General features: G+C 43.0%; 27 protein-coding genes. 14 read left to right on the forward strand and 13 right to left on the reverse strand.

Annotated features, from left to right (window positions below):
- Positions 1–366 (forward strand): response regulator, encoded by a 366-nt coding sequence (locus J3P37_RS00760; RefSeq protein WP_256009072.1) that lies wholly within the window; start codon positions 1–3, stop codon positions 364–366.
- A 50-nt stretch (positions 367–416) separates the two neighbouring features.
- On the opposite strand, the gene chrA is transcribed toward J3P37_RS00760, so the two are convergent.
- The 8 genes from chrA to J3P37_RS00800 form a co-directional block, all read right to left on the reverse strand.
- Complete coding sequence (gene chrA, locus J3P37_RS00765) at positions 417–1,550, reverse strand: chromate efflux transporter (protein WP_256009073.1); 1,134 nt, start codon at positions 1,548–1,550, stop codon at positions 417–419.
- 207 nt (positions 1,551–1,757) lie between these two features.
- Positions 1,758–2,114 (reverse strand): coiled-coil domain-containing protein, encoded by a 357-nt coding sequence (locus J3P37_RS00770; protein ID WP_256009074.1) that lies wholly within the window; start codon positions 2,112–2,114, stop codon positions 1,758–1,760.
- Positions 2,115–2,350: 236 nt separating this feature from the next.
- Complete coding sequence (locus J3P37_RS00775; RefSeq protein ID WP_256009075.1) at positions 2,351–3,853, reverse strand: DUF5689 domain-containing protein; 1,503 nt, start codon at positions 3,851–3,853, stop codon at positions 2,351–2,353.
- 60 nt (positions 3,854–3,913) lie between these two features.
- Positions 3,914–4,777 carry a DUF4397 domain-containing protein gene (locus J3P37_RS00780; RefSeq protein ID WP_256009076.1) on the reverse strand — a complete coding sequence of 288 codons (864 nt, stop codon included), beginning with the start codon at positions 4,775–4,777 and terminating at the stop codon, positions 3,914–3,916.
- On the reverse strand, positions 4,774–6,333 hold the full coding sequence (locus J3P37_RS00785; RefSeq protein WP_256009077.1) for a hypothetical protein: 1,560 nt from the start codon (positions 6,331–6,333) through the stop codon (positions 4,774–4,776). Before J3P37_RS00785 ends, J3P37_RS00780 begins: the two co-directional genes overlap by 4 nt.
- Positions 6,334–6,345: 12 nt before the next feature.
- Positions 6,346–9,729: a TonB-dependent receptor gene (locus tag J3P37_RS00790; RefSeq protein ID WP_256009078.1), complete on the reverse strand. Its 3,384-nt coding sequence runs from the start codon at positions 9,727–9,729 to the stop codon at positions 6,346–6,348.
- 9 nt (positions 9,730–9,738) lie between these two features.
- Complete coding sequence (locus tag J3P37_RS00795) at positions 9,739–10,707, reverse strand: FecR family protein (protein WP_256009079.1); 969 nt, start codon at positions 10,705–10,707, stop codon at positions 9,739–9,741.
- 97 nt (positions 10,708–10,804) lie between these two features.
- Entirely contained in the window at positions 10,805–11,410 is a 606-nt protein-coding gene (locus tag J3P37_RS00800) for an RNA polymerase sigma-70 factor (protein WP_256009080.1), read from the reverse strand.
- Between the two features lie 214 nt (positions 11,411–11,624).
- Between J3P37_RS00800 and J3P37_RS00805 the strand changes: the two genes are divergently transcribed.
- From J3P37_RS00805 to J3P37_RS00845, 9 genes are all read left to right on the forward strand, one after another.
- Positions 11,625–13,811, forward strand: coding sequence for a PAS domain-containing sensor histidine kinase (locus J3P37_RS00805; RefSeq protein ID WP_256009081.1), 2,187 nt, complete (start codon positions 11,625–11,627; stop codon positions 13,809–13,811).
- A 14-nt stretch (positions 13,812–13,825) separates the two neighbouring features.
- A complete protein-coding gene (locus tag J3P37_RS00810) occupies positions 13,826–14,233 on the forward strand; it encodes a response regulator (RefSeq protein ID WP_256009082.1) in 408 nt (135 codons plus the stop codon).
- A 342-nt stretch (positions 14,234–14,575) separates the two neighbouring features.
- Positions 14,576–14,962, forward strand: a complete 387-nt coding sequence (locus J3P37_RS00815) for a hypothetical protein (RefSeq protein WP_256009083.1) — start codon at positions 14,576–14,578, stop codon at positions 14,960–14,962.
- Between the two features lie 4 nt (positions 14,963–14,966).
- On the forward strand, positions 14,967–15,101 hold the full coding sequence (locus tag J3P37_RS00820; RefSeq protein ID WP_256009084.1) for a hypothetical protein: 135 nt from the start codon (positions 14,967–14,969) through the stop codon (positions 15,099–15,101).
- A gap of 1 nt (position 15,102) precedes the next feature.
- Positions 15,103–15,420, forward strand: coding sequence for a hypothetical protein (locus tag J3P37_RS00825; RefSeq protein WP_256009085.1), 318 nt, complete (start codon positions 15,103–15,105; stop codon positions 15,418–15,420).
- A 139-nt stretch (positions 15,421–15,559) separates the two neighbouring features.
- On the forward strand, positions 15,560–16,294 hold the full coding sequence (locus J3P37_RS00830) for a helix-turn-helix transcriptional regulator (protein ID WP_256009086.1): 735 nt from the start codon (positions 15,560–15,562) through the stop codon (positions 16,292–16,294).
- A gap of 142 nt (positions 16,295–16,436) precedes the next feature.
- Complete coding sequence (locus J3P37_RS00835; RefSeq protein WP_256009087.1) at positions 16,437–16,892, forward strand: VOC family protein; 456 nt, start codon at positions 16,437–16,439, stop codon at positions 16,890–16,892.
- Positions 16,893–17,210: 318 nt separating this feature from the next.
- Positions 17,211–17,453 (forward strand): hypothetical protein, encoded by a 243-nt coding sequence (locus J3P37_RS00840; protein WP_256009088.1) that lies wholly within the window; start codon positions 17,211–17,213, stop codon positions 17,451–17,453.
- 7 nt (positions 17,454–17,460) lie between these two features.
- On the forward strand, positions 17,461–18,447 hold the full coding sequence (locus tag J3P37_RS00845) for a hypothetical protein (protein ID WP_256009089.1): 987 nt from the start codon (positions 17,461–17,463) through the stop codon (positions 18,445–18,447).
- Positions 18,448–18,662: 215 nt separating this feature from the next.
- On the opposite strand, the gene J3P37_RS00850 is transcribed toward J3P37_RS00845, so the two are convergent.
- A complete protein-coding gene (locus J3P37_RS00850) occupies positions 18,663–19,034 on the reverse strand; it encodes an ASCH domain-containing protein (RefSeq protein ID WP_256009090.1) in 372 nt (123 codons plus the stop codon).
- Between the two features lie 231 nt (positions 19,035–19,265).
- The gene (locus J3P37_RS00855; RefSeq protein ID WP_256009091.1) at positions 19,266–19,508 is read right to left on the reverse strand and encodes a hypothetical protein; all 243 of its coding nucleotides are present in this window, start codon (positions 19,506–19,508) and stop codon (positions 19,266–19,268) included.
- Positions 19,509–19,701: 193 nt separating this feature from the next.
- Between J3P37_RS00855 and J3P37_RS00860 the strand changes: the two genes are divergently transcribed.
- The 3 genes from J3P37_RS00860 (at position 19,702) to J3P37_RS00870 (ending at position 21,687) form a co-directional block, all read left to right on the forward strand.
- Complete coding sequence (locus J3P37_RS00860) at positions 19,702–20,091, forward strand: hypothetical protein (RefSeq protein WP_256009093.1); 390 nt, start codon at positions 19,702–19,704, stop codon at positions 20,089–20,091.
- 15 nt (positions 20,092–20,106) lie between these two features.
- A complete protein-coding gene (locus tag J3P37_RS00865) occupies positions 20,107–20,613 on the forward strand; it encodes an HNH endonuclease (protein ID WP_256009094.1) in 507 nt (168 codons plus the stop codon).
- A 213-nt stretch (positions 20,614–20,826) separates the two neighbouring features.
- Positions 20,827–21,687, forward strand: a complete 861-nt coding sequence (locus J3P37_RS00870) for an Rpn family recombination-promoting nuclease/putative transposase (RefSeq protein ID WP_256009095.1) — start codon at positions 20,827–20,829, stop codon at positions 21,685–21,687.
- Positions 21,688–21,879: 192 nt separating this feature from the next.
- On the opposite strand, the gene J3P37_RS00875 is transcribed toward J3P37_RS00870, so the two are convergent.
- Genes J3P37_RS00875 through J3P37_RS00885 form a run of 3 tightly spaced genes read right to left on the reverse strand, consistent with a single transcriptional unit; the run spans position 21,880 to position 22,663 of the window.
- A complete protein-coding gene (locus J3P37_RS00875) occupies positions 21,880–22,074 on the reverse strand; it encodes a hypothetical protein (protein ID WP_256009096.1) in 195 nt (64 codons plus the stop codon).
- Positions 22,075–22,129: 55 nt separating this feature from the next.
- On the reverse strand, positions 22,130–22,324 hold the full coding sequence (locus J3P37_RS00880; RefSeq protein ID WP_256009097.1) for a hypothetical protein: 195 nt from the start codon (positions 22,322–22,324) through the stop codon (positions 22,130–22,132).
- A gap of 3 nt (positions 22,325–22,327) precedes the next feature.
- On the reverse strand, positions 22,328–22,663 hold the full coding sequence (locus J3P37_RS00885; RefSeq protein ID WP_256009098.1) for a hypothetical protein: 336 nt from the start codon (positions 22,661–22,663) through the stop codon (positions 22,328–22,330).
- Positions 22,664–23,307: 644 nt separating this feature from the next.
- Between J3P37_RS00885 and J3P37_RS00890 the strand changes: the two genes are divergently transcribed.
- Positions 23,308–24,159 (forward strand): alpha/beta hydrolase, encoded by an 852-nt coding sequence (locus tag J3P37_RS00890; RefSeq protein WP_256009099.1) that lies wholly within the window; start codon positions 23,308–23,310, stop codon positions 24,157–24,159.
- Positions 24,160–24,167 lie beyond the last annotated feature (8 nt).

Below are 24,167 nucleotides of genomic sequence, written 5' to 3' on the forward strand. Positions count from 1 at the left end.
ATGAATACAAAGAAAATATTAGTCGTGGATGATGACCCGGCCATTTTGGACTCCGTAGAAGTAATGCTGGATTTCGAAGGCTTCGGCGTATCCAAATTAAGTAAAGGATCGGATGTTTTAGCACTTACTGACGACCTTCCGGACCTTATCCTCCTGGATATCTGGTTATCTGGAGAAGACGGGAAAGAAATTTGTAAGCAGCTAAAGGCCAAGCCGCAAACCCGTGGTATACCCATTATACTGGTATCCGCAAGTCGTGAACTCGAGAAGTCGGCGAAAGAAGCGGGTGCTGACGATTTCCTTGCCAAGCCCTTCGAGATGAATGTATTAATTAGTAAAATTAATTTGCTTACAGGTAATTATTGAAAACTGGAGCCCGGGAAGCCTGAATGGCTTTGTTACTTTCTTACGTTAGCTCAGAAATAACTCAGGCCGTAGCCTGTAAGCGCTCCACCAAGGATGATATAAGCGGTATTAAATTTTTTAAAGTAGAAGGAGATGACGAAGCTGAGAGCGGCAATCGAGACCGTTCTCCAATCAGAAAGAGCATTTTTTCCAATCTCTACTACAACAGCTAAGATAATAGCAACAGAAACCATATTTACTGCATCCAGGAAGGTTCTAAAAATAGCAGAACTCCTCAGTTTTGGCAACAGAGGATTTAACAGTGCTACAAAAAGAAAGGATGGAAGAAATATCCCGATAGTAGCTGCTATGGCACCATACATCCCTCCAATCTGCCAGCCAATAAACGTGGCTGAAGAGAATACCGGACCGGGCGTAAATTGTCCGACAGCAATGGCATCAACCAGTTGCTGATGGCTTAACAACCCTCTTGCTACCAATTCAGAATCAAGAAATGCGAACAGGACATATCCGCTTCCATAAAGGATTGAGCCTATCTTCAGGAATATAAAGAACAATTTCAGGCAGCCATGATCATTCCACCAGCTACTGTTTTGCAGCAAAACAAGCGGTATGATACTTTCAAGCGTTTTTTTAGGTTGCCTTATTTTACTTATAAGAACTGCAAGAATGCCACCGGCAAAAAGAACATAGACCTCATTAAAGCCGGCAATAACAGCGAGTGCAGCAAGGATTCCAATGACGCCTAGTTCGACACTCTTCAGGGCTTTCTTCCCGAGGCCGATCATCAGGGAAACAATGACGGCCAGGATGGCCGGTTTTATTCCATAAATAAAAGGTTGCACCTGCGGCAGTTGTCCGTATTTCTGATACAGCCAGGCAAAAAGTCCGGTGATCACCACAGCCGGAAAAATAAAGCAGGCACCCGCAAAAAAAAGTCCCTTGCGGCCCGCTCTTTCATAACCGATATGCATGGTTAATTCGGTTGAGTTGGGACCGGGTATCAAATTTGTCGCCCCCACCAGATCAAGAAAATGCTGTTGCGAGAACCACTGCTTCTTCCTAACCACCTCTTCTTCCATCATCGCGATGTGAACAGCCGGCCCTCCAAAGCCAAGACACCCTAAACGAAGGAATAGCTTCGCCAGGACTTTTAGTTCATCCGGGTTATTTGGCTTATTCATGTAAGATTATCCCGGTAAAAGCTTGTTATCAGCGCTTACAAAGGCTTGAGCAAAGTTTTGAATTGCGGTGTCCATATGGCACAAGTTTAACAAAAGTTTGGTCAGGTTTCACTGTAAAATTAGAATCCTTTAGGATGGCTTGGAGACTATATACACCTTTAGAAGCTAGTCTAGCAATAAGAGGGACAGCCCGCTTTTTCATTAGTTTTAAGCTCCGTAAGCGCTGGCAATGCTTTCGCGGAGGAACAGTAACTCATTGCTGTCGGGTGGTAATTGCTTACGCAGTTCACGTATGCGGTTTCCGATATCCTGTTGTTTTATTTGAAGAAAGCGTTTCTGGTATTGTTTTACATGCGCTTCGAGCGCTGCCAACATCGCCTGGTATTGTTCATAACTTTCTTCCAGTTCCTTGCGTCTGGCTTCGATCTCTGCGGATGCGGGAATTACTTTGAGACGTTTGCCTGTTTGCTGATCCAGCTTTTGCTCTATACGGCTAAATACACGCTCTAACTGAAGCAGTGCTTCTGTGAGATGCTGGTGCTGCCTTTTACTGATGCCTTGCATATTTCGAGTAGTTAAAATTTCTGATAGCGGAAGGCGTTATCAAGTAATGTCAGTTCCTGAATAAGGGGATGGTTTCCGGCCATATATTTGCTGTCGACACCCCGCGCAAGAACAGAGCCCGCCATATCCAGTATCAACCGTGTAATAATAGCTATATGTGCTTGAAAGCAGGGCATCAGCCAGATGCTGATGCGTCGCGGTACTGATGCCCTGCATAAATAAATTATTGAGCTAAATTATTCCGCCCAGAACGGCTTTTGAGTATACTCAAAAATAATTTTGTCGATCACGATAGGAGATCCAAACACAGCTGTGAATGCTCCGTTTCGTCCAATGGCCGCCGTTCCGCGCTGATTGATCGTACTTCCAAACGAAATACGTAAATCCCGCTTATTACCGGTCAGCGCGGATAACTTCTCATGTATACCGTCAAATTTTACCGTCTGCCATTCACCTTGATTACGGAAAACGGGAGATTCATCGATTTTCTCCAGCTCATTGGTATACAAACAGACCACAAAGCCATCTTTGGCAGCATCGAAGTTGCTAAACTCTGACGCATTGGTTGTTATCAGCCCGTCAGGGTCGAAATCAGCAGTTTTCATCTTGCTCCCGGCCAACACAACTGTGATGCTTTTGATATTTTCCAATGTATTTGTTGATCCCGCTCCCGCAAATACTGAAAGCGTACTCGCGAACCGGCTATAGCCTGAGTTATACCATGAGTCCTCTGGATTTGTTAGGCGGGCATAGGTTGTGGTCAGTGCATAAGGCAAAACAGAATAGTAATTTCTGCCGGGGGTAAGAAAGGAAGCGTCGGCATCTGTGCTGCCTGCTGACAGATTCTTGATAATCTGGGTGCCAGATCCGGAAACCTGGTTCGCCGTCCAATAATCCCCGCGAAAGTTCGGATATGCTGCCGTCAGTGTCGTTGAAATATTTGCATTGTATACTGCTTGATTAGTAGCGACGGTCCTTAAACTAGAGTAGACTGTCGATGTCGCGCCTGAGAAATCTTCTACATACAAGAACGTTTCCGGGCTTTTCACATCGGAGGTATTCCGGATGTTCAGGAGAACTTCTTCCCCGGAAATTCTGACGACGCCTGTCAAGCCATTTGTCATTACCGGATAGTCCGTATCTTCAAAGGAAGCACCAGTCAGCACCGGCGTTTTGATGGTTCCGCTCTCAACAGAATAAGTAAGGGAGGCACTGTATTTACCATTACCATTGAACATACCGCCTCCGATTGTTACCAGTGTACCATTCCATTCGCTTTTGTTGCTGACAATCTCGGCAATGCTGGTTTCCCTTGCAGTAATGCTGCCGGTACCCGTTTTGCTGGCGCTATCCACCGGTACCGCATTCAGTACAATTTCACCGTTTACCAGCTCCAGCTTCTGGTTGGATACGCCCACTTGTACCTCATCGCCTAAAGCAAAATTATGGTTGGCTGCAAAGTTGACAACGATGCCCTGTTTGTTGTTCCCTCCCTGCAGCACCACTGTTTTGGCGTCGATGTTCCTGCCATCCTTGTCTGAGATGACAAAACCTTTGATCCGGAAAACTTTGTTCTCCTCGCTAATTGTACCGGTACTGCGTTTTTTGAGATCCTCTATGCTGAGGTTCACCGCTTCAACGGGAGTTGGAGCAGGAGCTGGATCATCCTTTTTGCAAGCTGTAAAGCCTAATACAGCAACAGCAAGAACTGCATACTTTTTTAATGTAGTCGTTTTCATTATTTTTTAATTGTTTGCTTATTTAATTATTGTCGATTTCTGTTATTGAGTATCTGAGGTTTAAAAGACCCGTCTGACTTTCACCCGTAGGTTAGGGGCAACAATCGCCTGTTCATATTCTCCATCACCCGTTTTAATACGGCGGGGCGTTTCCCTTTCAAATCCCTGGAATACGATGGTATGGGAACTTTTAGGTATGGCATCAATAGCTGCGGTCAAAACGGTTTCGCTGCTGCCGCTTTTACGGAACTGAAGCACCAGCTTTCCATAGGTCTCCGAACTGCCGGCAGTATCCAGTTCCGCATAGGGACTATAGCTGCCGAAGGAAAGATCTCCTGGAAGGTCGGTAGCTATCTGGCGACCTTCCTGACCCACGCGAACTACTTCCAGATTGCCAAAGTCGGGCGACAAATTAACCACCTGTACACGCACCTTGCCGGCTATCCCTTTCCGTTCCACAGGAACGGTCAGGATACGATAGGCCTCTTCTGCTTCGGGACTTTCCACCAGGTACTGTGTGGTGAAAGTCTTGGGCAACAGGGTTACCGCGGTATCCACCAGGTAGTTTTTGTTTACGGACGTATAGGTAAAACGGTAGGTATCAGCCATCATCGGCAGCCAGTAGATATCGCCGGCGGGCCCATCGATTACCGCATCGGTACCGGTTAAATGCCTTGGAAACTGCCTGAAATCATCCGTACTGGAAAATTGAGGCCGGTTCCTGGCGCCGGGGACACTGTCGTTTATGATGATCTGGTTCTGTTCAGAGTAACTACGGTACTGCTGCAAGACCTCGGAGGCATTGTAGAAATTGATGTAGGTATCCTGTCCCTCGCCGGCAATCTGTTCCGTTTTCTGGCAGGCTGCGGAACAAAGCAGCAGCCCAAGGATCAAATAATAATAACTTGTTATTTTCCTTCTCATCGTGTTTGGGTTTTTATGATTACGCTGCCATTATTGGCCGTCATATAGATCATGCCTTCCTCGTCGTAGTTGAGCATGATATCAGCCCCGCGGTTCATCATCCGGTAGTTGTTTCGGACAACCTTTCCCGGGCTATACCTGCGCCCTGCCTTTTCTTTAAAATTCAAGGTAGCCAGCGCCGGAAATGTATCGCTATTAAGTTCCTGATAATACAGGATCAGCACTTTGGCATCCGGCAGGGGCATGTATCCGAAAAGTGGATCCGGAGTACCCGCAATTCCCCTCCCGGGATCTGCATTCAGGATATCAAATGAGCCGGTAATGTAGAGAGGCTCGTTTCTGCTTATGGAAGCATATTCCGGGCTTACACTGTGTAACACTGCTGCATTGGTCAGATCGATCTGAGTTACCTCTGCTGCAATATTACCGGTCCGCGCAAAGAGCAGGTTCTCATCCGGAAGTACTCCGCGGACGAGAGTGTTAATGGAAGTACTGATATTGGTTCCGGGCAACATGAGCCGGATTTCGTTTGTGGTATAATTACGTCCTGTAGTTGGATTATAGATTGGAGGCACAGATGCACCGAGACGGAAGAGGTAGGTCAGCCTACCGGATGCATCCAACCTGCCGATGGTGCTGGACTGCGGCAGCCACAGGAAAACGTTTCCATTGCTGGCCGGGTAGATGCCATCGGCAGCGAACAGTTTGGCTACGCCGATGTTTCCTTCAAACGGTTGGAAGACTTCGAGCGTACGTTCATTCTGTGTTTTCGGATAAGACGATCTGTTCAAGGTGGTAAACACTCGATTCTGCATATCATATCGGCACAGACGATAGATCTCGTTGCTGCCATTGTCCGCTTTTCCGTCAGTCGTCGTGGCCGAGAAATAAACATAACGCTCCTGCGGATCAACGCCTCCTGCATGGAAGGTGGTTACAATGAAGCTGCCCTCATTATCCGACAGTACGCCTGGTTCCAGCACGGTGCTGCTGCTGCCATCTTTATCGATCCGGACAAGGCCTTTGCCGGACAAACTCCAGTAGAACACCGTCCCCTTTCCGTTCTGGCAGAACAGCGGAATGTCTATTGGAGAAAGCCGGGCATGCTGCACAAGCTGAACGGGATCGGACAAATAACCGCTGTTGATACCTTCGATAATCTCAATGGCAGGGCATTGTACGGTAAATCCTGCAGAGGTGACCGCCACTTTTCTGTTCCGGCCAATGCCCATTCCTTCCGTAATGACGATGTTAACCTGTTCAATCGAATCGAAAACCGCATTGCTTGCATCACTTCGCTTATACGTTATGCTGCGAATGTCGGATACATCCGCCTCTACATCTCCGATTCGGACAGTTAAGCCATTTTTGGGATTCAAGCGGCCCTGCAGCACCAGCGTGTCGCCAACGCCGTACACTGATCTGTAATTGGTGATCACTTCCGGCTGCGCATCCAGCTTTTCGTAGTAGTTTTCGGCTTTGTCGCAAGCCTGAAGTAGGAAAGCTGTTATGACCGTCAACGCTAACCAGCTGATGTTATTCTTGTTCTTTCTCATGATTCCTTGTCGTTAAAATGAATAGGACAGGTTAAGTACCACATGTCTGCCGGGGTGGAAACTGGAGGCGATATTGTCGCCGTCCATTACCGGCCTTCCTTCAACTTCGCCCATTTCACCCGTAGCACGCAAGGGTTCATACTTATTAGAAAAATTGAAGTCCTCTGCTATTCGTACAGACTGATCCAGTAAATTCTGTATGCTTAGCTTGGCCTGCAGGCTGCCGGCAAGACGCTGTGTAACGGATATATCGAGCACATGCCGGGGCAGTTCGATCAGACTGCTCCGGTACTCCGGTCCGGAGATAAAATCGTTGTACCGGTATCCGCGTCCGGCGGCGTAGATGTTTTCTCCCGACGTATTGTAAATAGCTGCAATTCGGGTACCCCATGCCGCATTATCATAGTATAGCCCTGCATTGATGATATAAGGCGACTGCCCCTGTAAGGGACGTTTGTCTGTCGTAAACGAGAGCGTGGATGCATTGGTAGTATCATTCTGCGTTTCGCTTTTAATAAGCGAGACATTGGCGATGACCGAGAGATTACGGAACAGCTTACCAGGAATGAAGTCCAGCTTTTTGTTCATTTCAATCTCCAGTCCTTTGATGGTTGCAGAGGCCGAGTTTTGGTAAGAAATGGATGGGAACATGCTCATTACCCGGTTTGAGGTGTTGACCCGCTCGATCGGGTTGCTAAGTTCCTTGTAAAAAACTCCCGCACTGATAGTTTCTCCTCTGGCATTTCCACGGGGATAAAACTCCAGGCGGAAATCGTAATTGTTCACCGTTGCCGACTTGAGGTCGGGATTTCCACTGATCTCTGTGTTGCTCTCAAAATCCAGTTCTTTGTAAGGAGCAACTTCCCGGAACTCCGTGCGGTTGACCGTCTTCGCATAGGCAGCCCGCACTACCCAGCTTTCGCCCGGGCGCCATGAGGTGTTAACCGAGGGTAACCAGGTTTCCATCGGGTTTTCAATGTATACGGGGATGTTAATGCCCGGCGTAGTTGGCCGGGGAATGGCCGCTCCAATTTTTTGGCGGTTATATTCGTAGCGCAAACCACCATAGACTTCAAATTTCCTGTCCAGAGGTGTGAATTGCAGGGCAAAATAACCGCTGTTATTCTGCTCCGTTCCGGTGTAGCTGTCAGCACCTGAAGTCCGGTCATGTACACGCAGTCCGGCATAGTCATCGCGGAGGTATTCTTTGCTCCACACATAGGGCAGATCCTGCTCACGGAAGCGTACCAATTGCGGATCTATGTACAGGCCGCTGCTACCAGGTTGGTAATAAATGTCCTCCGGGTTAGTGACATCTCCCTCATGCACAGTATAAATTCGCCTGTAAAGCCGGCGCTCTTTCCATTGCTGGAAGGTTCCCAAACGTAACGAAAGCCAGGGTTTCCACCGGTAAGCGTAATCTACCGAAGCATTGTAGTTTCCCTCGCTGTTCCGCATCCACAGGCGGGATATCGAGCCCAGGCGCATCGGGACCGGGTCGAAGGTGTCACTAAACTCCAGGTTCTGTCCCCTGGCCCGCCATTGAATGGTGGTATCGCCAACCGCAACCCGGCTGGTTGGTCCGGTGAGCCGCACTACCCGTTGATCTGGTGTGGATTGCTGACTGAAGGTATACCCGCCATTCCATTGAACCTGGTGCTTTCCCTTGCCAAAGTGATGTAGGCCACCAAGGTTACCTGCATATAGGAGGCGTTGGTTGAACGACAGAATATTGTCTTTGTTGGCCCGGGCAGAAGAGATATCGGTGTTCATAGACTGGCTATGACGCACGATGGCGGCATCCTGTCCTTGCAGCAACAGAAAGTTCTTAAACGAAAGGCTACTGCTGTCGCGCAATCGAAAGGTGAAGTTTTGCAACAGGTTCAGTTGAGAGGTTTGGGCATTGCGGTCATCCCTGTTCTTGTTGTCTGTTGTGCCCCACGAAATTTCGGGATACCCCTCCTGACGGGATATGTCTGCCTTCAGGTATTCATTTTTGTAACTTAAAGAAGTGAGTGTGGAAATTGTCCTTCCCGATATCCGAAACGCATTGTAGTAGTTTGCCGTCACCTGCATGCTGGGCAATGCCCGCATCACCTGATGCGTCAAGGTAGGATTAAAGCTACTGGCATATTGAGACGGCGTTAATTGCGCCAGGTTCAACTGATCATAACCCGGAACGGACGATGGCAGTTTCCGCGTGCCGTCATCAAAGCCCAGCCAGTCCCATTTACCCCCATTGTAGCTGAGAAAGTTATCGTTGAAGGTGGTTCCCTGCCTATGGCCAAGTTGCAGCTCTATGTCAAAGTGCTTTACTGCTTTGGCATCTTTGGTATATATTTTCACTACACCACCCGTAGCGTCGGCCAGAGTTTCCGGTCCGGCGGATTTATAGACCATGATGCGGTCTATGATCCGGCTGGGAATAAGGTCAAGTGCAAAGGCCCGGCTATACACCTCCGTGCTGGGGGCAACGTTGTCGTTCAGATAGGTAAGGTTATAACGCTGGTTCAGCCCCCGGACGATGACAAACTTGTCGTCGGCCACGGTGACGCCCGCTATTTTTTGCACCGCCTCAGCGGCATTCCGGTCGGCAGATTTACTGATCTGCTCTGAAGATATGGCCGACACAACAACCGAAGCAGACTTCACCTGTTCCAGCACCTGCTTTTCGGAGGTATGGGGGACAGGCCGGCGGGTTTTGCCTACAGCTGAAACAACCACTTCACCAAGCTGGTTACTTCCCTGTAGTTTCACATCATACGTATCTTCTTTTCCGGCCCGCACCTCTACCTGTACCTTAGAAGTGGCAAATCCAATGAAGGAGACCTGTAAGGTGTACTTTCCGGCAGGAATAGTGGTAATGCGGTAATACCCCTCTCCGTTTGACTGTATGCCCCTGTTCAGCTCGAGTATCCTAACTGATGCTCCGGGCAGTGGCTGCGAGGTTTCAAATTCTACAATGCGGCCTTTAAGGGTGCCGGGGCTGCCACCGGCCTGGTCGTTTGGGTTTTTAGCCGTCGTTTTAACCAGGGTAAGAGTGTTCCATTTGGTCACTTCTGCTTTCAAGCCGGTATTTTTCAGAATTGTCTCCAGGGCCACTTCCAGCGAAACCTTTTCAAGGTTCAATTTCAGGATGGTCTTAGGCAAGAGGCTATTGTTATAACTGACGCCCAGTCCCGCCTGTTTAGCCACCTGAGCTAAAGCGTCCTGCGGGCTGATCGCTGCAGCCTTTACGGTTATGGTTTTTTGCTGGTTACCCGCTAAATCAGGGTATACAGATCGGCCAGGGTTACCAAAATTTTCTCTGGAACTTCCATTCTTCAGGCCTGCAAACAGGCAAAGCATGGCCAGTAACACCATTTTGCAATAGTGTAAAGTATTGATTCTCATCATGTAATTAGATTATTTCTGTATTCGTATCTCTTTTGAAGTTTGTGTGTATTGAAGACCCATGGAGTGGCAAATTACATCCAGCACCTCAGGTAGAGGAGCATATTTGTAAGCCAAAGTGAGATGCTGACCGGCATCAACATCCTCGTATACGCTTATCGGCGTATGATAGATCAATTGTAGCTGATCTATTACATCCTTAAGGGAGGTGTCATTAAAGTTAAGCTGCCCGGTTCGCCAGCTGAAGTAATTGTGTATTTGTTTCGCGCTGAGAGGCCTAACTGTACCGTCACTTAAACGCATTGCGCTTTGTCCGGCGGTCAGGCGCAGTCCATCCTCCGCCTGCTGGCTTTGATCCCTTAAGGTCACAATTCCCTCCTCAACCGCTACCATTACGTTATTTCCCCGTTGATCTTCGGAAACGTTAAACCGGGTTCCAAGCACCCGTACCACCGCGTTGCTTGCCTTCACCAGGAAAGGATGAGATTTGTCTTTTGAAACTTCGAAAAATGCTTCTCCATGTAAGATCACGTCACGGCGTCTGTTTTTTCCAAAATGATTGTCGATAGAGATCCATGAATTACGGTTCAGCTGAACAATGGATCCGTCGGGAAGGGTGAGGGTCCTGGTTTGACCATTATCTGCCCGGAATACGGTAGTTTTTACAGGGTGAAACAGGCCATACAAATAACCGTCTGCCTGGGTCTGCCAAAATAGTCCTATGACTAAAAGAACTGAAGCAGCCACGGCAGTGAAGCGTAATAATCCAGGGCGAAGAGGTTTCACGACAGCCCCCTGGCGACCTTTACGAAGACGTGCCGCAATGCGGTCTGTTGCCTGGCGGAGCTGTTCCTGATCGGGTTGTTGCTGCCTGTCGACATTTAGTTGCCGGAACCAGGCATCAAACTGCTTTTCAGCTTCAGGATGATTATTCCCTTTCAGAAACTCCGAAAGTAAGCGCTCGCGTTCTTTATTATTCATGTATTAAGATTCCTTTTCTAACAACGGACATTGCCGCCCTCTATAAATGAAGATGCAAAATAGTAGAACTGGTACTACGCGGAAATGAAAAATAATTTTACCCTTCGTTCAAAATACTGAGGATCAGTATCATAAAATTAAAAAGGAAGTGTGTTGCTTCATTTAACTTATAGCGAAGCACACGTAAGGCTTTGCTCAGCTGGTTTTTCACCGTCTGATCAGACAACTTAAGCTCGTCGGCAATCTCCCTGCTGCTTTTTTCCTTATCACGGCTCAATAAAAATATTTCACGGCATTTCTCGGGAAGCTCGTTAATAATAGCAGTTAAAGATGAAGTAAGTTCCTGGTAATAGATGGCATCGTCGGCTGCTGCGGAAGCAGGGATCTCTATGGCCGCAATTTCTTCTATGAATTGTTGTTTATTATGGCTGCTTCGGATATACTGCAGGGTCAGGTTTTTGGCGATCGTAAAAATGTAGGCTGCTGCGTTTGTGCTGATCTTAATGCTGTCGCGCTTTTCCCAGAGAATCAGAAATACATCATTTACCAGTTCTTCTGCAGCTTCGGCTTTACGAACCTTATTTAGCATAAATAGATAAAGCTGCCTGCCGTAACGCTGATACAGAACGTCGAAAGCCTGATGATCATCTTTCCGGATGGCTTCAAACAATTCTAAATCCGTTCTTCTATCTGGATGATCCATGGCACAATGAGCATCCAAAAGTAGATACAGGAAACTAAGAGACTATAAAGCTGATGTTAGGATATTATTAAGTATACTAAATTTAAAGTGAGGTGCCTCGAAACATGAAACGGCTTGCCTTTTATTGATAAGCACCTCATTTGAAGTGAAGTAGATAAAATTTACTAATTCAGATCAGCGCAACTTTCTTTTTTATTTCTCGTAGAATCAAACCATGCTGCATCCTCTCTTACAAGAAATAATAGATAAAAATAAACCACCAGCTGTCGAGCTTGAAGTCGATAAAAGTTTACTTGATTCGATAAATAAAGCATTTCTGGATTTGGAACGTAAAAACGAAGAGCTTCTCTTAAGGTGTCAACACCCGGGAACGGCAGCTATTTCAACATTGGATTCCATTTTGTCAGACACATTCACAATACTTGGTGGTGACAAAGAATTGTTCAAGGCGAAGGCTGCGACTGTTTCTGAAGTTATAGACCGTGCAGAAATAGTAAAGGAACTAACGTCAACCAAGATTAAAAAGATCAAGCAATTAGAAAAGGAGGTTAGTCATTCAAAAAACATTCAAAAAATTGCCAGGGCCGGTAGTTGGGAAGTCGATCTGACTGAAAACATTGATAGTAAACAAGACTATTGGTCTGACGAACTTTTTAATATACTAGGTGTCAAACCCGGTTCAATTGACCTTACCTATCATAGCTATTTGGCTTTAATACATCCTGAAGATCAAGGACTTTTTGAGCGTGAGGTAAGTAAAGCTATATCATCCAGGGGGACGTACGATATTGAATATCGCATTCTTTCGGGAAATGGATCTGAACGGCTAGTCAGAGATATGGGAAGTGTTCAGACAGATCCCCTAACCGGCGCAGCCTCAAAAATGGTAGGCATTACATTTGATATAACCCATACCAGAGAAACTGAGAACGCACTCGCAAGCGCTAATGCCGAATTGCAGACGCTTTTTGATAGTATGGAGGAGGTGTTTTGGTCAACCGACATGGTTCAAAACAAGGTGCTGCAGATGTCGCCTGCTTGCAAGCGGGTTTACGGATATGGGCCGGAAGATATGAAAAATGATCCAGAGCTTTGGTTAAAGGTTATCTTAGACGAGGACAAGCAGACCGTCCTAAGTGAAGTACCTCGGCTGGAAAGTGGTCTAGCGATCCATAACGAATACCGGATACGTCATAAAGACGGCCAGATACGCTGGTTAGAGACGAGAATAACTCCCACTTTAAACATAGATGGTAAACTGATCCGGCTTGACGGCATTAATTCGGATATCACAGCAAAAAAGCAAGCAGAAAATGCTTTGAAAAAAAATGAGTTAAAGTTTAGATCGCTTATTCAAAACTCAAATGATGCTATAACTATTGCGAACGACTGCCTGCAGTTTACTTTTGTTAGTGAATCTATGACCGGGATGACCGGCTTTTCACCACAAGAAATGTTAAACACTTCGATTCTTGATTATATCTACCCCGAGAATCATGCAACTGTGCAGGAAATGTTGGTGCCCTTATCTGAAAATCCTGGCGTGCCGGTATATTTTGAGTTCCCATTCCGTAATAAAGAAGGGAATTGGATCTGGACAGAGGGGCATGTAACTAACCTTTTACATGAGGAGGCAGTGGGCGGCTATGTTGCTAATTTCAGGGATATCACCGAAAGGAAGACACACGAAAGATCGTTGGAGATTTCTAATGAGGAACTTAAAAAAACCAATAATGAACTGGATCGTTTTGTTTACAGTGTATCGCATGATCTCCGGGCACCATTAGCCTCTGTTTTAGGCCTATTGGAGTATTCTCAAACAGAAACCGAAGATGAAGAAATGCTCGGGAACTTCGAGCTAATGAAGGAAAGTATTGAGAAGCTTGATATATTCATTCTTGACATATTGGACTACTCAAGAAATGCACGAGTAGAAGTAAAAAAGCAAAAGGTCGACTTCCGGGAACTACTTAAAGAGGTTAACAGTTCTCTGAAATTCATGAGCAACGGCAAATCCGATGTCAGTATGAAAGTGAATATACCCGAAAACAGCGATTTTTATTCCGACAAAGGCAGAGTTTCAGTTATATTAAACAATCTCGTTTCTAATGCGATGCGATATTATAATCCTAATATTACTGATCCATATGTGCAGATAGACGTTAGTTTTAATGTCGAGGGGGTTAACATTATCGTTAGAGACAATGGGATCGGTATAGACGAAAAACATCATCAAAAAATATTCGATATGTTTTTCCGTGTTTCTACTAAATCAACCGGATCCGGCCTGGGGCTGTACCTCGTTAAAGAAACCATAGACAAGTTAAATGGGACGCTCGAATTTAAATCAAAACCGGGCTTTGGAACTGAATTCAAAATATTCTTGCCTAACCTGGCTTAAATCTAAATAAAGAAATGGAAATCAATAATTTTAGTTACCATAAGGTAATGGTTGTGGACGATGCTAAGATCGACAGGTTTCTTGCCGAAAAAGTAATCTCTAAATATTCATTTGCAGAGGAAGTGGTAAGTGTTGAGTCAGCAATAAGCGCCCTTGATTATTTAAGCACTAATACAGGAGATGAGGAAGCGCTCCCAGATCTTATTTTTCTTGACATCAACATGCCTGAGATGAATGGCTTTGAGTTTCTGGCTGAATATAATAAACTGCCCGAAAACATAAAAAAGAAGTGCATTATCATTATGCTGTCATCGTCTTTGCATCCGGAAGATAAAGAACTTGCTTTACAAAGCCCATATGTGTGTCAGTTCCTTAACAAACCATTAACGGAACAGAAGCTTATCGAAATCACTTCGATATAGAACGAACTTAGTAAGTTTACAGACTCATATAATGCTGAGAATATAGCGGGGAAAATCACTCCCTGCTATATCCAGCGAACCAAGTTACGAGCTCTTCGGAATATTCTCCCAGCTCTTCAGAATATGCTATTCCGAAGCCCTATCAAAGGATCTGTGATCCGCTACATGAAGGCCGAGTCGCTCCGGCTATAGCAGTGATTTGAAATATAATATAAAATATGGTAGGGATCCCATAAATTATGTTACCTTTATAAGGTACCTATCAATCTCATTTTTACCTCCACTGGGAACTACCTCCTCTGATCCGGTACTCCTTAAATATAACATTTTATCAGAAAAATTATGGAGAAACATCGTTTCAATAAGTTTTACCGTGTTTTCAAGAATGATACGAAGGTAACGGAAGTATCCTTTAATGATTTCAAACAGATAGTCATGCCTGTTGAAGGGCAAACTCGCACAGGAGGTCTTTCAGCCGAAAAACTCTCAGTTCCTGAACGTTGCTACTCGCTTCTACCAGAAAATGAGATGTTTTATGGATACGACCGCAGAGCACAAGCAATGGAAATGGCTAAATCAGGTGCTCTCAAACACATTGCTGCATTAATTGCAGAAGGTCCGGGCAGCACTGAGAAAGTATATCAATACCGCTTTGATCATTATGAAGATTTAAATATCAATCTAAGAGATTCAGCGATCAAACAATTAACATTAACCGATAAATACTAATACTATGAGTAAAGACAAAGGCGGCAAGAACATTAAGAAAGCGGCCAGCACAGAAACTAAGAAATCAGAATCTGATTACCAGTCCGGTAAAAAGTCAGTTTCAAAGGCAGAACCATTAACAGGAACTAAAAAGAAATAATTTGAAAAACACGACAGTAGAATTTCAGGCCAGGATGTATATGTTTGATTTAGACAATTGTGCCAAAGAATATTGGTTCAAAGTCGGCGAAGGCTGGGATCTGTGCCTGGCATCGAGCGAGCAGAAAGCCGAACTTGAAAAAAAATACCATCCAACAGTGTCAGAAAAAGGGCTTCCGGAAATGCTCCTTCAGCTCCATACCCTGGTTGAATCGAAGTTGCTTAAGACAAATCCCGAAATTTTGACTTCTGCGCATTCCGAACAAATGTCTGCCCAGCCCGACTTTCTGGTTGCATTTAATAGACACAGATTACGATAATTCAATCCGTTTATTATTTCTACTTTGGTTAAGACACTGTATTTTGGTCCCTGACGAAGTATTGATAACAAAATATATCAAAACTGGATGAAAAATGGATTGATATATAATATACAGTGCATGCAGTGAAATAGACAACATGCAATACAAGGAAATTTTACCCGTGCCGGCACTTAGGCAATTCATTGACTGCTACTGGGTGTTGAAGAATAATGATAAGGAGACCTATCGCAATAGAATCCTTCCGGACGGCTGCGTCGACATCATTTTCAACTTCGGGGAAAGCTGTAAAGTTGAGAACCACACTCTGCAACACAGTAACACTTACCTTGTTGGCGCAATGACCTCGTACCAAATAAGCTATATCTCTCCAAATGCAGATTTGATTGGAATCCGTTTTAAGCCATTCGGTTTTAATTGCCTGCACAATTTTTGTTCCTTGCACGAGATAACGGATGCGACTATTGAGTTCGATAGAAAGCTCGCGCCCGATTTTCTAAAAGTTTCTAAATTCTCCTACGCGTATTTAAATGAATATTTCTCGGCAAAGAATATTAGTAGAGAAAATTTAAGTCCGTTACCACGCATTATTAATGATATTCAAAATAAGTCGGGACGGGTGGGGGTGGAAGAGTTAATAGATCAGTGCTGTATTACTGCACGGCAATTGGAAAGGATTTTTAAAAAGGAAGTTGGGTTAACGCCAAAAAAGTTTATAAGTATTATTCGCAATAAATCTGCTATGCGCGAACTACAACAGCGATCGCCCGGTACTACTCTACTCCATATCGCTTTAAAATATGGTTACTATGACCACAGTCACCTCTGCAAAGAGATAAAAAAATTCTCAGGACAGACGCCTTCTGTTTTGTAAAGTCGTTTTTTTACAAACTCTGACTTCAACCGCCCTTGTACATTTGCTTTACCAAAGGATGTAAATGGAACCGTTGCATCGTTGAAATTTACGAATTAAGTGTTGCAGTATAACTGATGATAACAAATCTAACAATCAAACAATGGAACAAAGACTTACCGTATTAACAATCGCAGCAAACGATCTGCCCGCAATGAAGGACTTTTACGAGCAGAAGCTCGGGTGGAAGCCAACGGCTGAAAATAAAGATATAGTCATCTACCAGATGAATGGTTTCCTGTTTAGCATAGCTAAAAAAAGCGAATTAGCAACTTTTATTGGTACTGAGCTTAGTGAACGTGCGTCGTTCACATTCGGTTATAATGTTACGACTGAACAAGAAGTTAGAGATATTTACAATGACCTGATCAGCAAAGGTGTTAGGATAATTAAGGAACTTACAATGCCTCCGTTCGGCGGCCTCTTTTTTTACTGTCAGGATGTAGAAGGAAACATAATTGAAGTTGCATATAACTCATTTATACCTTTGGATGAAAATAACAATGCAATAGGACATAAATCTATACAAGATTTATCAAAGCCGCAACCACTCATCTAATAATTGTTTGGGAGTAACCGCAAATAGCGGGCAGTCATCAATAAAAGAATCGTCAATTTGGCTTGCTAAATAACCAAAAAGAATAATTCGCGTCATTATCTATTGGCCAACTTTGCATCATACAACTAATACAAAATATCATGCAAAAGACAATTTTTATTACCGGAGCCTCTTCCGGACTCGGAAAGGCAACAGCCAAATTATTTCAAGCATGCTGAAAATCTTAAAAAGAGTAAGCATAAACACCTAATAAGATACGAAATGATCACTACAAAAAGAATTCTACGAATAGCCGTTGTAGCGTGCTTGATAAGTACAATGAGTTGCAAAAAAGAAGAGAAATCAATACCCAAAGATGACGCTGTAGCCACCATTGAAAACTATGAGAAAATAGTGCGATTTCTGTCCATAACATTAAATGTAACTGAAGATAGGATCGTTTATGATAGTGATCAAAAACAATTCTATGTACCAAACACAGTATATAGGGAAGACCTGGAGGAGGCTCAGCAGCGATATAACGGAGCAAATGAATACAAGTTAACATATGAAAATCAATAACCTCAAGATGAAAAAGACCTTATTTACGGTTATAGTGTTTTTCATAACCATTCAATCTATTTATTCTCAAGTATTTATAACGCAGGTTGAGATTCACCCTAATTTTGTCGAAAATGGCAATATAGTTGTTAGCAATACTGAATCTACCTATTTTGAAATTAACTTCACTATTTCGAGAGCAGTAGCACCTTCACCAAACACCGGATGGGCTTCTGGGTTAGTCAAATACACAGTTGTATATGTAAAAAATAATATTGTCACTGATTTAACTTCCGAAATTTCAGTTTCCACTAACGATTACGGCGGACAACGTGAATTAAGAAAAGTTCAACCTGTTACAATAGGAAGCGGTAAAGTAGGAGGCTATGTAACAATAAAGGTTAAGTATGTAGACGATGGTCTTGGCATATGGACAAATTACTACAATTTATCTTCAAACTTTTACACGGCTTTGCCTGTTAGTGGTGCAAGTCTAATGCCAGCCGCTTGGATACAAAATGCGGAACTGTACGGAACTTATCAACCAACCGACTTTATAAGTCCATCTGATCTACCATTATTGACATCTAACGGTAGCGATGCCAGCATTTATTCCCCCAACCAACAATTCCGATTAACACTACAGCCAGATGGTAATTTGGTCATTTATGATAATGCATTCAACCCACTATGGAATAGCGGAACGCAAGCAAGTGGTACAGGCTGGATCTATAAATTGTTCTATCAATTAGATGGAAACATCACTCTTAAAAGGTATCACACTAACGGCAACCTTAATGGTGAGATTTGGGCAAGTGCTTCTCAAGCACCCTCTGGATCCCTTAGATCAGGAAATGCTTACAGGAGCTACATGAAGTTGCAAGATGATGGAAATTTGGTTCTATATTTCAATGGATTAGATGGCAGGCAATGGTACTATGGATTTAGTTCATCGACCTATGGAGGTCGCGTAAGTCACCATCAAGGTAACTTGAAGGAATATGCTCACCAATAAAACACAGCTTCAAAAAAACTGAAATACAAAAAGCTCCAATTGGAGCTTTTTGTATTTCAAAACTTCATTATTAATTAAGTTAGCAGCCGGTATAGTCCCAGTTCGACTGCTGGCATAGATGATTGTTAGGCGGCTTAGCGTATTTGTCTGGATAGTTTTTAGCAGCTGCTAAAGATTCCAACATTCTCTCCCGTCAAAACCATTTCCGTTTTTCGCTATATGTAACAAAATGACTGGGGAGGCACCTTCCTGTTGATTACTTCACTTAAATCCTTGGGATTTTCATACATGATAGCTTTCTCAATTTTAATAGCATAAGCTTTATCTCTCCCATCAAAATACTCATTAAGAAAGCTCTCTTTGATCCCTGAAAGTTCCTTGGTTTTTTTCCATACTTCTTCCGGCGAATCAGTTAAAATACTATTTACTTCAAATTCGCCTACCACCCTACCTATTGGCATAGTCGAGTAAATGACAACGGTTTTCACAGCTTCATTGGAAAAAATTGCTTTTCTATATTCAAACCTTTTCTCGCCGCTAAATATTTTTGCTACAAACTCTGGTTCAATCGACAATAATGCTTTCACTTACTCCTCCTAGGTCTAATGTCAACCAGAACAAAATCGACTTTTGGCTTTACCGTAGACGGGTCGAAATCTGAACTTCCTTTTCAACTTCTATTAATCTGTTTGCGGAAGTTTTTCCTGAAAAAGAAATTGTCGCATCAGTGATACGACAATTGAGCTGGCTCACATATTAGCCATTATGCCTCTTGCACGATAAGCTTTTTCCCTAGTAGCTTTCTCCTTTTAATATCTTTAACAGATCCAAATATCACTCTCACGTTCTTCTTTGTAACTCAGGTTTAAATAGTCATCAATTGAACTTTGAGTAATTTCATCCGAGCCAATTAATTTTCTGACTTCATTAAAATACAATTCGGTATCATTCGTTCCCATTAAAGGAAAATCTCTAACAGCATCTAGTATCAACCCGAGAATAGAGGATAACTTAGTATCCTCAATGTTTCCCATCCGTTCTTCTAAAACTTCTATTTTCACTCCTTTACTTTAATCCATAAAGCTATAGAATGCCACGGAACCTTCGAAGTTTTCATTTGAAAAACTTAACATTAAATTATAATTACAGCTCACAAACGTCTTTTTCTAATGTCGCAAAAGTCGATGAGCAATCCTGAAATACTAACTAAATACCTTCGCAAGTTAACACATCTTAACCGGGCTTCCACTGCTTATGGAAAAAGCTCCGCACAAACCTGTTCTTCTAATTTCCTTAATTGATCTGATTGAAAAAGGATTAGTTACAGCCAACAGAATTCATGTCGACACAGATCTGGTAGCGGTGTTCCAGGAAAACTGGAAACTGTTGGTTAATACCCTTCATCAACCTGATTTCACGCAGCCCTTTTATTACCTGCAAAGCGAAAAAGTTGAGGGAGAACAGATTTGGTTTCTGCAACCGAAGCTGGGATGCCAGATAAATGCACATATAAAAAGCGTTATTCGTTTATCGCAGGTTTTGGAGTATGCATACTTCTCATCTGATCTTTACTTGCTGCTTAATGATCCGCTTATAAGGAACATCATAAAAACCACGTTAATTGAGACACCTACTTTCCGCTAAACATTGTTCTTTAGTGTGAACCAGTACCTTCAGAGCAAGGAAAAAGGAACAAGCTATATTCATGACATGGAGGCTTATCTGCTTAACGAGCCCCTGGCACAGTATAAGCCTGTCAAAATAGAAACAGAGGAGGATGTATTTGTAAGAGGTGGTCTGTTTAAAAAGCTGGTGCCAAAGGTATATGACTCTACCTGCAGCTTCACCGGAATGCGTATTGAATCGACGTTCGGTTATAATTTTATTGATGCCTGCCACATCGTTCCTTTCAGCGTAAGCCAGGACGACAAGGTGAATAATGGTATTGCGCTTTGCCCCAATCTTCACCGCGCTTTTGACAGAGGCCTGGTATCGGTTGATCATTCCTACCGGCTTATTGTATCTGCTCATGTAGCGGAGGTTGAAGATCATCCTTACAGCTTAAAGCAACTGGAGGGCAGGAAAATAGGGCTGCCGTTTAATAGCCGGTACTATCCTTCGCCAGAGAATTTGGATTGGCACCGGAGGGAGGTGTTTAAGGGGTAATGAACGAATTTATTTGATTGCTTTCGAGAAACGAGGAGGGCAGGGCCTGTCCGGAGTTTTAAGCGCAGCGAACTCCGGATTAATAAATAAAAAAGGAGTCTCCAGACTCCCAGAGTAACCCTTCACGGTTTTGCGGTAAAACAATGAATTTTATGACAGCCATCATGGTCATCGATTTCATCAACTTGTATTTTACTGCCCAAATACATGATCATGTTAACACTTCCAGGCAGATATATTGACGCAACATCCGACTTCGGATTTAAGAAATTATTTGGGTGCGAGCCCAACAAACCTCTTTTGATAGCTTTCCTGAATGAGATCTTTATTGGCAAACACAAGATTACAGACCTGGTTTTTCTCAAGAACGAACATCAGGGGGAAGATCAAAATACGGCTAAAGCGATTCTTGATATTTCTTGCGTAGATGATAAAGGGAACTATTTTTTGGTGGAGATTCAGCGAACTGATCAAAGGTTCTTCAAAGACCGCTGCCTGTATTATTCTTCCCGCTTTATCAGCGACATTGCTCCAAAGGGAGCCGTTGACTTATGGAAATATGAGCTGCCCCCTGTGTACCTGATCGCACTGATGGAACGATTCTCCTTTGAGGACAACCTTCCCGGGCAGTATATCCGTCGTGTAAGTCTGGTGGATAATGAAACGGGAAAAGAATTTTATCACAAACTCGGTTTTATTTACATCCAGCTGGCGGTTTTTGACAAAGCCGAAGATGACCTTAAAACCGATCTGGAGCAATGGTTGTTTGTAATTAAGCATTTGAGTAAATTTGTTGATATTCCCAGGTTTGTAAGGAAACCTATATTCAAGAAATTATTTGAAATAGCAGAGGTTGCTGCATTAACAAAGGAGGAACGCATGGCATACGAAACCAGTTTAAAAGACAAATGGGACAGGCAAAATCAACTTGATTTTGCGGTCGAGAAAGCGGCGGAAGAAGCTGCCAAAAAGGAGCGGATATCCATTGCACGTAATTTCAAACAACTGAACATTCCTACTGCTGATATAGCTAAAGCGACTGGTCTTTCAACTGAAGAAGTTGAAAAGTTGTAAATGTAATAGCCTCGAAAAGAGGCCAAAGCTATTTGTGCATTTAATCGAAGTGTTCACTTTAAAGTGAACAAAACAAAAATGTGAACATAGGGAATGGGTGACGACAGGTAAGTAGTAGCAGTGTTTTTGTTACTATTCTAAATCCTAAATTGGCCCTTTGCCGTTGACGAAAACTTGGGTAAACCCCTATCTCTATCCTCTGGTTTTATAGCCGGGAATTACAACAGCCTTTAGCTCTTCAATACCATTCGTCATCCCCTCAAATTTATTTAAGACTTGCTCTCTTGATGCAATTCTTCCATTCGAAGCATCACGCGTTACCCAAACGTCTACATAGGGACGTACATATTGTGAATTCTTAATATGTTTCTGAGAAAATTTCCTCATATCTTTTTACTATCAGCTCTGGTTAAGAGATCAACCTGACAAACACAGTAACCTGCTATTTAGTCTTTTTTCTTGGACCGATATGTACAGATTCCTCTACCGGGCCTTTATCGACTTTCACGCTAAGGGGTTTTTGCCCTGTTTTCTTATATTGGGCAATCGCCTGGAGAATAGTTTTCCGGGTAGCTGAAGTAAGAATTGATGGTCCAACCACCAGGTCAACGTTCTTGGGCTCTTTGATATATCCCATAATTCAAACTTTAAAATATCGTTTAATCAAAAATAATGCCTCTTGAGGATAAATAATCATAGTATGCCCCCCATTATGTACTGCTCCTAAAACATTTTCGTAATGATGAATCAATTGGGTCTTCGCTTTAAACGACACAAAACCTTCATTGCCAGCATCCCATGATATTTTACAGGCGTAAGCAAAAAGGTTTCCACCAACACCTTCATATTTTTTATCAGGACCAAAATTGATGGGCGCACATTCTGCCAGATTCACATAAACATAACCATCCATATCACTTAAGCTGATTAATCCTTGCAAGATTTTAGGTTCATCAACCAGTGTTAATTTAAACACCTGCCGGTCAACCCGGTTAAATTCAGTTTTCCAGGAAAAATGCCATCCACTTTGTTTGATAGCAACTTTATATCTTCACCGGTAGCAAGCGATATACCTGTTTCAAAACTCTCACCGCTTTCTACCCGACGAATGCTATTAGTGAGGTCGTCGATAAATAGATTAAGGTGATAAATTGAATCATCGGACATTATACGAATATACGCAAATCGAAAGAAAGAGGAAAGAACAGAAAAGAGTGTCAAATCTGGCAATCGACGATGATTATTGTCAGAAATTATACTAGATTTCTTAATGGCGAGTTTTCGTCTTTTAAACAGTCTGATTTTTAGGAAGGGTTACATAGTGAACTCTTGATATGTTTCTGAGAATATTTCCTCATATCTTTTATTCTCAACTATGCTTGAAAGGTTATATTAACATTTTTTATTTGACTGCTATGTTCAGATTTTTTATTTCCTGATGCACAGAATTCATGTCACAAAATAATATAAAAATGTGGCAAAATTTTGGAGCAGGATCGTAAAATTCAGGAACTATACCCGCAAATTAACCGAATTTAGTCTCAAAATACTGTCGCCGACTTAACAAAAAAAGCTATTATTGAAAAGCTTTAATACTAATACCTTGTACTACTAAATAAAATGAAACACCTAAAGAGCCTTCTTCAAACAGCAAGAACATTTCCAAAAGATAACAAACTAGAATATCAAGATATTCTGTGGAAAGTAATTTGTTATTCTCCTAAAATGCCCGTTCGCCTTCAGCAGCAACAACTATTAGATGAGGCTGAAAAACAAGTACTGCAGGTATTTGATCCTCATTTCGCTAAAAGCAAACTAACAATAAATTCTTTCCGTTGGGGTAAAGGAAGAAGGAAAGTGCTCCTTACACATGGGTGGGGATCAAAAGCAATTGATTTTTTTGATTTGATAACACGTTTGAAATCTAATCCGGAATTAGAAATTATAGCTTTTGACGCTCCGGGTAACGGTAGCTCTGAGGGAGAACTCTCTAATCTTTTACTTTATATTGAATCAGTAAAACAAATCATCCTTGCCTTCGGATCTCCCGACATTTTAATTGGACATTCACTCGGTGCAATGGCTAACATAATTGCCGCTCAGGAAGTATCTCTTAAACCTCAACTACTCCTTAGTATCGCACCCCTCATTAGGCTTAAAGAAAATTTTCAGGCTACGCTCGGCTTTGTGGAAGCTCCTTTAGCAGCTCAGGATGAGTTTTTTTCTGAATTTGAGAACCTGTTTCATACCCCTGCTTCCTACTTCAATCTGGTGGAAGTGTATCAACGATCTTCCTCTGTTAAAAGCATCGTTTTCTACGATCCGGCGGACGTCGTTCATCCCGATAAATACCTACAGGATTTTTTAAATATTAATCCTGAAATAGTTGGTAAAAGTTACCCCAACGTAGGCCATGATAAAATTATTAAGGATAAAGAGGTTATTAACGATATAGAAGAGGCTTTGCTTTGAAGCTTCAG

The organism is Desertivirga xinjiangensis (assembly GCF_024436435.1).
Classification (GTDB): Bacteria; Bacteroidota; Bacteroidia; order Sphingobacteriales; family Sphingobacteriaceae; genus Desertivirga; species Desertivirga xinjiangensis.

Coding starts and splice junctions, on each gene's coding strand:
- J3P37_RS00760 (WP_256009072.1), top strand. CDS start 1: ATGAATACAAAGAAAATATTAGTCGTGGATGATGACCCGGCCATTTTG.
- chrA (WP_256009073.1), bottom strand. CDS start 1,550: ATGAATAAGCCAAATAACCCGGATGAACTAAAAGTCCTGGCGAAGCTA.
- J3P37_RS00770 (WP_256009074.1), bottom strand. CDS start 2,114: ATGCAAGGCATCAGTAAAAGGCAGCACCAGCATCTCACAGAAGCACTG.
- J3P37_RS00775 (WP_256009075.1), bottom strand. CDS start 3,853: ATGAAAACGACTACATTAAAAAAGTATGCAGTTCTTGCTGTTGCTGTA.
- J3P37_RS00780 (WP_256009076.1), bottom strand. CDS start 4,777: ATGAGAAGGAAAATAACAAGTTATTATTATTTGATCCTTGGGCTGCTG.
- J3P37_RS00785 (WP_256009077.1), bottom strand. CDS start 6,333: ATGAGAAAGAACAAGAATAACATCAGCTGGTTAGCGTTGACGGTCATA.
- J3P37_RS00790 (WP_256009078.1), bottom strand. CDS start 9,729: ATGATGAGAATCAATACTTTACACTATTGCAAAATGGTGTTACTGGCC.
- J3P37_RS00795 (WP_256009079.1), bottom strand. CDS start 10,707: ATGAATAATAAAGAACGCGAGCGCTTACTTTCGGAGTTTCTGAAAGGG.
- J3P37_RS00800 (WP_256009080.1), bottom strand. CDS start 11,410: ATGGATCATCCAGATAGAAGAACGGATTTAGAATTGTTTGAAGCCATC.
- J3P37_RS00805 (WP_256009081.1), top strand. CDS start 11,625: ATGCTGCATCCTCTCTTACAAGAAATAATAGATAAAAATAAACCACCA.
- J3P37_RS00810 (WP_256009082.1), top strand. CDS start 13,826: ATGGAAATCAATAATTTTAGTTACCATAAGGTAATGGTTGTGGACGAT.
- J3P37_RS00815 (WP_256009083.1), top strand. CDS start 14,576: ATGGAGAAACATCGTTTCAATAAGTTTTACCGTGTTTTCAAGAATGAT.
- J3P37_RS00820 (WP_256009084.1), top strand. CDS start 14,967: ATGAGTAAAGACAAAGGCGGCAAGAACATTAAGAAAGCGGCCAGCACA.
- J3P37_RS00830 (WP_256009086.1), top strand. CDS start 15,560: ATGCAATACAAGGAAATTTTACCCGTGCCGGCACTTAGGCAATTCATT.
- J3P37_RS00835 (WP_256009087.1), top strand. CDS start 16,437: ATGGAACAAAGACTTACCGTATTAACAATCGCAGCAAACGATCTGCCC.
- J3P37_RS00840 (WP_256009088.1), top strand. CDS start 17,211: ATGAGTTGCAAAAAAGAAGAGAAATCAATACCCAAAGATGACGCTGTA.
- J3P37_RS00845 (WP_256009089.1), top strand. CDS start 17,461: ATGAAAAAGACCTTATTTACGGTTATAGTGTTTTTCATAACCATTCAA.
- J3P37_RS00860 (WP_256009093.1), top strand. CDS start 19,702: ATGGAAAAAGCTCCGCACAAACCTGTTCTTCTAATTTCCTTAATTGAT.
- J3P37_RS00870 (WP_256009095.1), top strand. CDS start 20,827: ATGTTAACACTTCCAGGCAGATATATTGACGCAACATCCGACTTCGGA.
- J3P37_RS00875 (WP_256009096.1), bottom strand. CDS start 22,074: ATGAGGAAATTTTCTCAGAAACATATTAAGAATTCACAATATGTACGT.
- J3P37_RS00880 (WP_256009097.1), bottom strand. CDS start 22,324: ATGGGATATATCAAAGAGCCCAAGAACGTTGACCTGGTGGTTGGACCA.
- J3P37_RS00890 (WP_256009099.1), top strand. CDS start 23,308: ATGAAACACCTAAAGAGCCTTCTTCAAACAGCAAGAACATTTCCAAAA.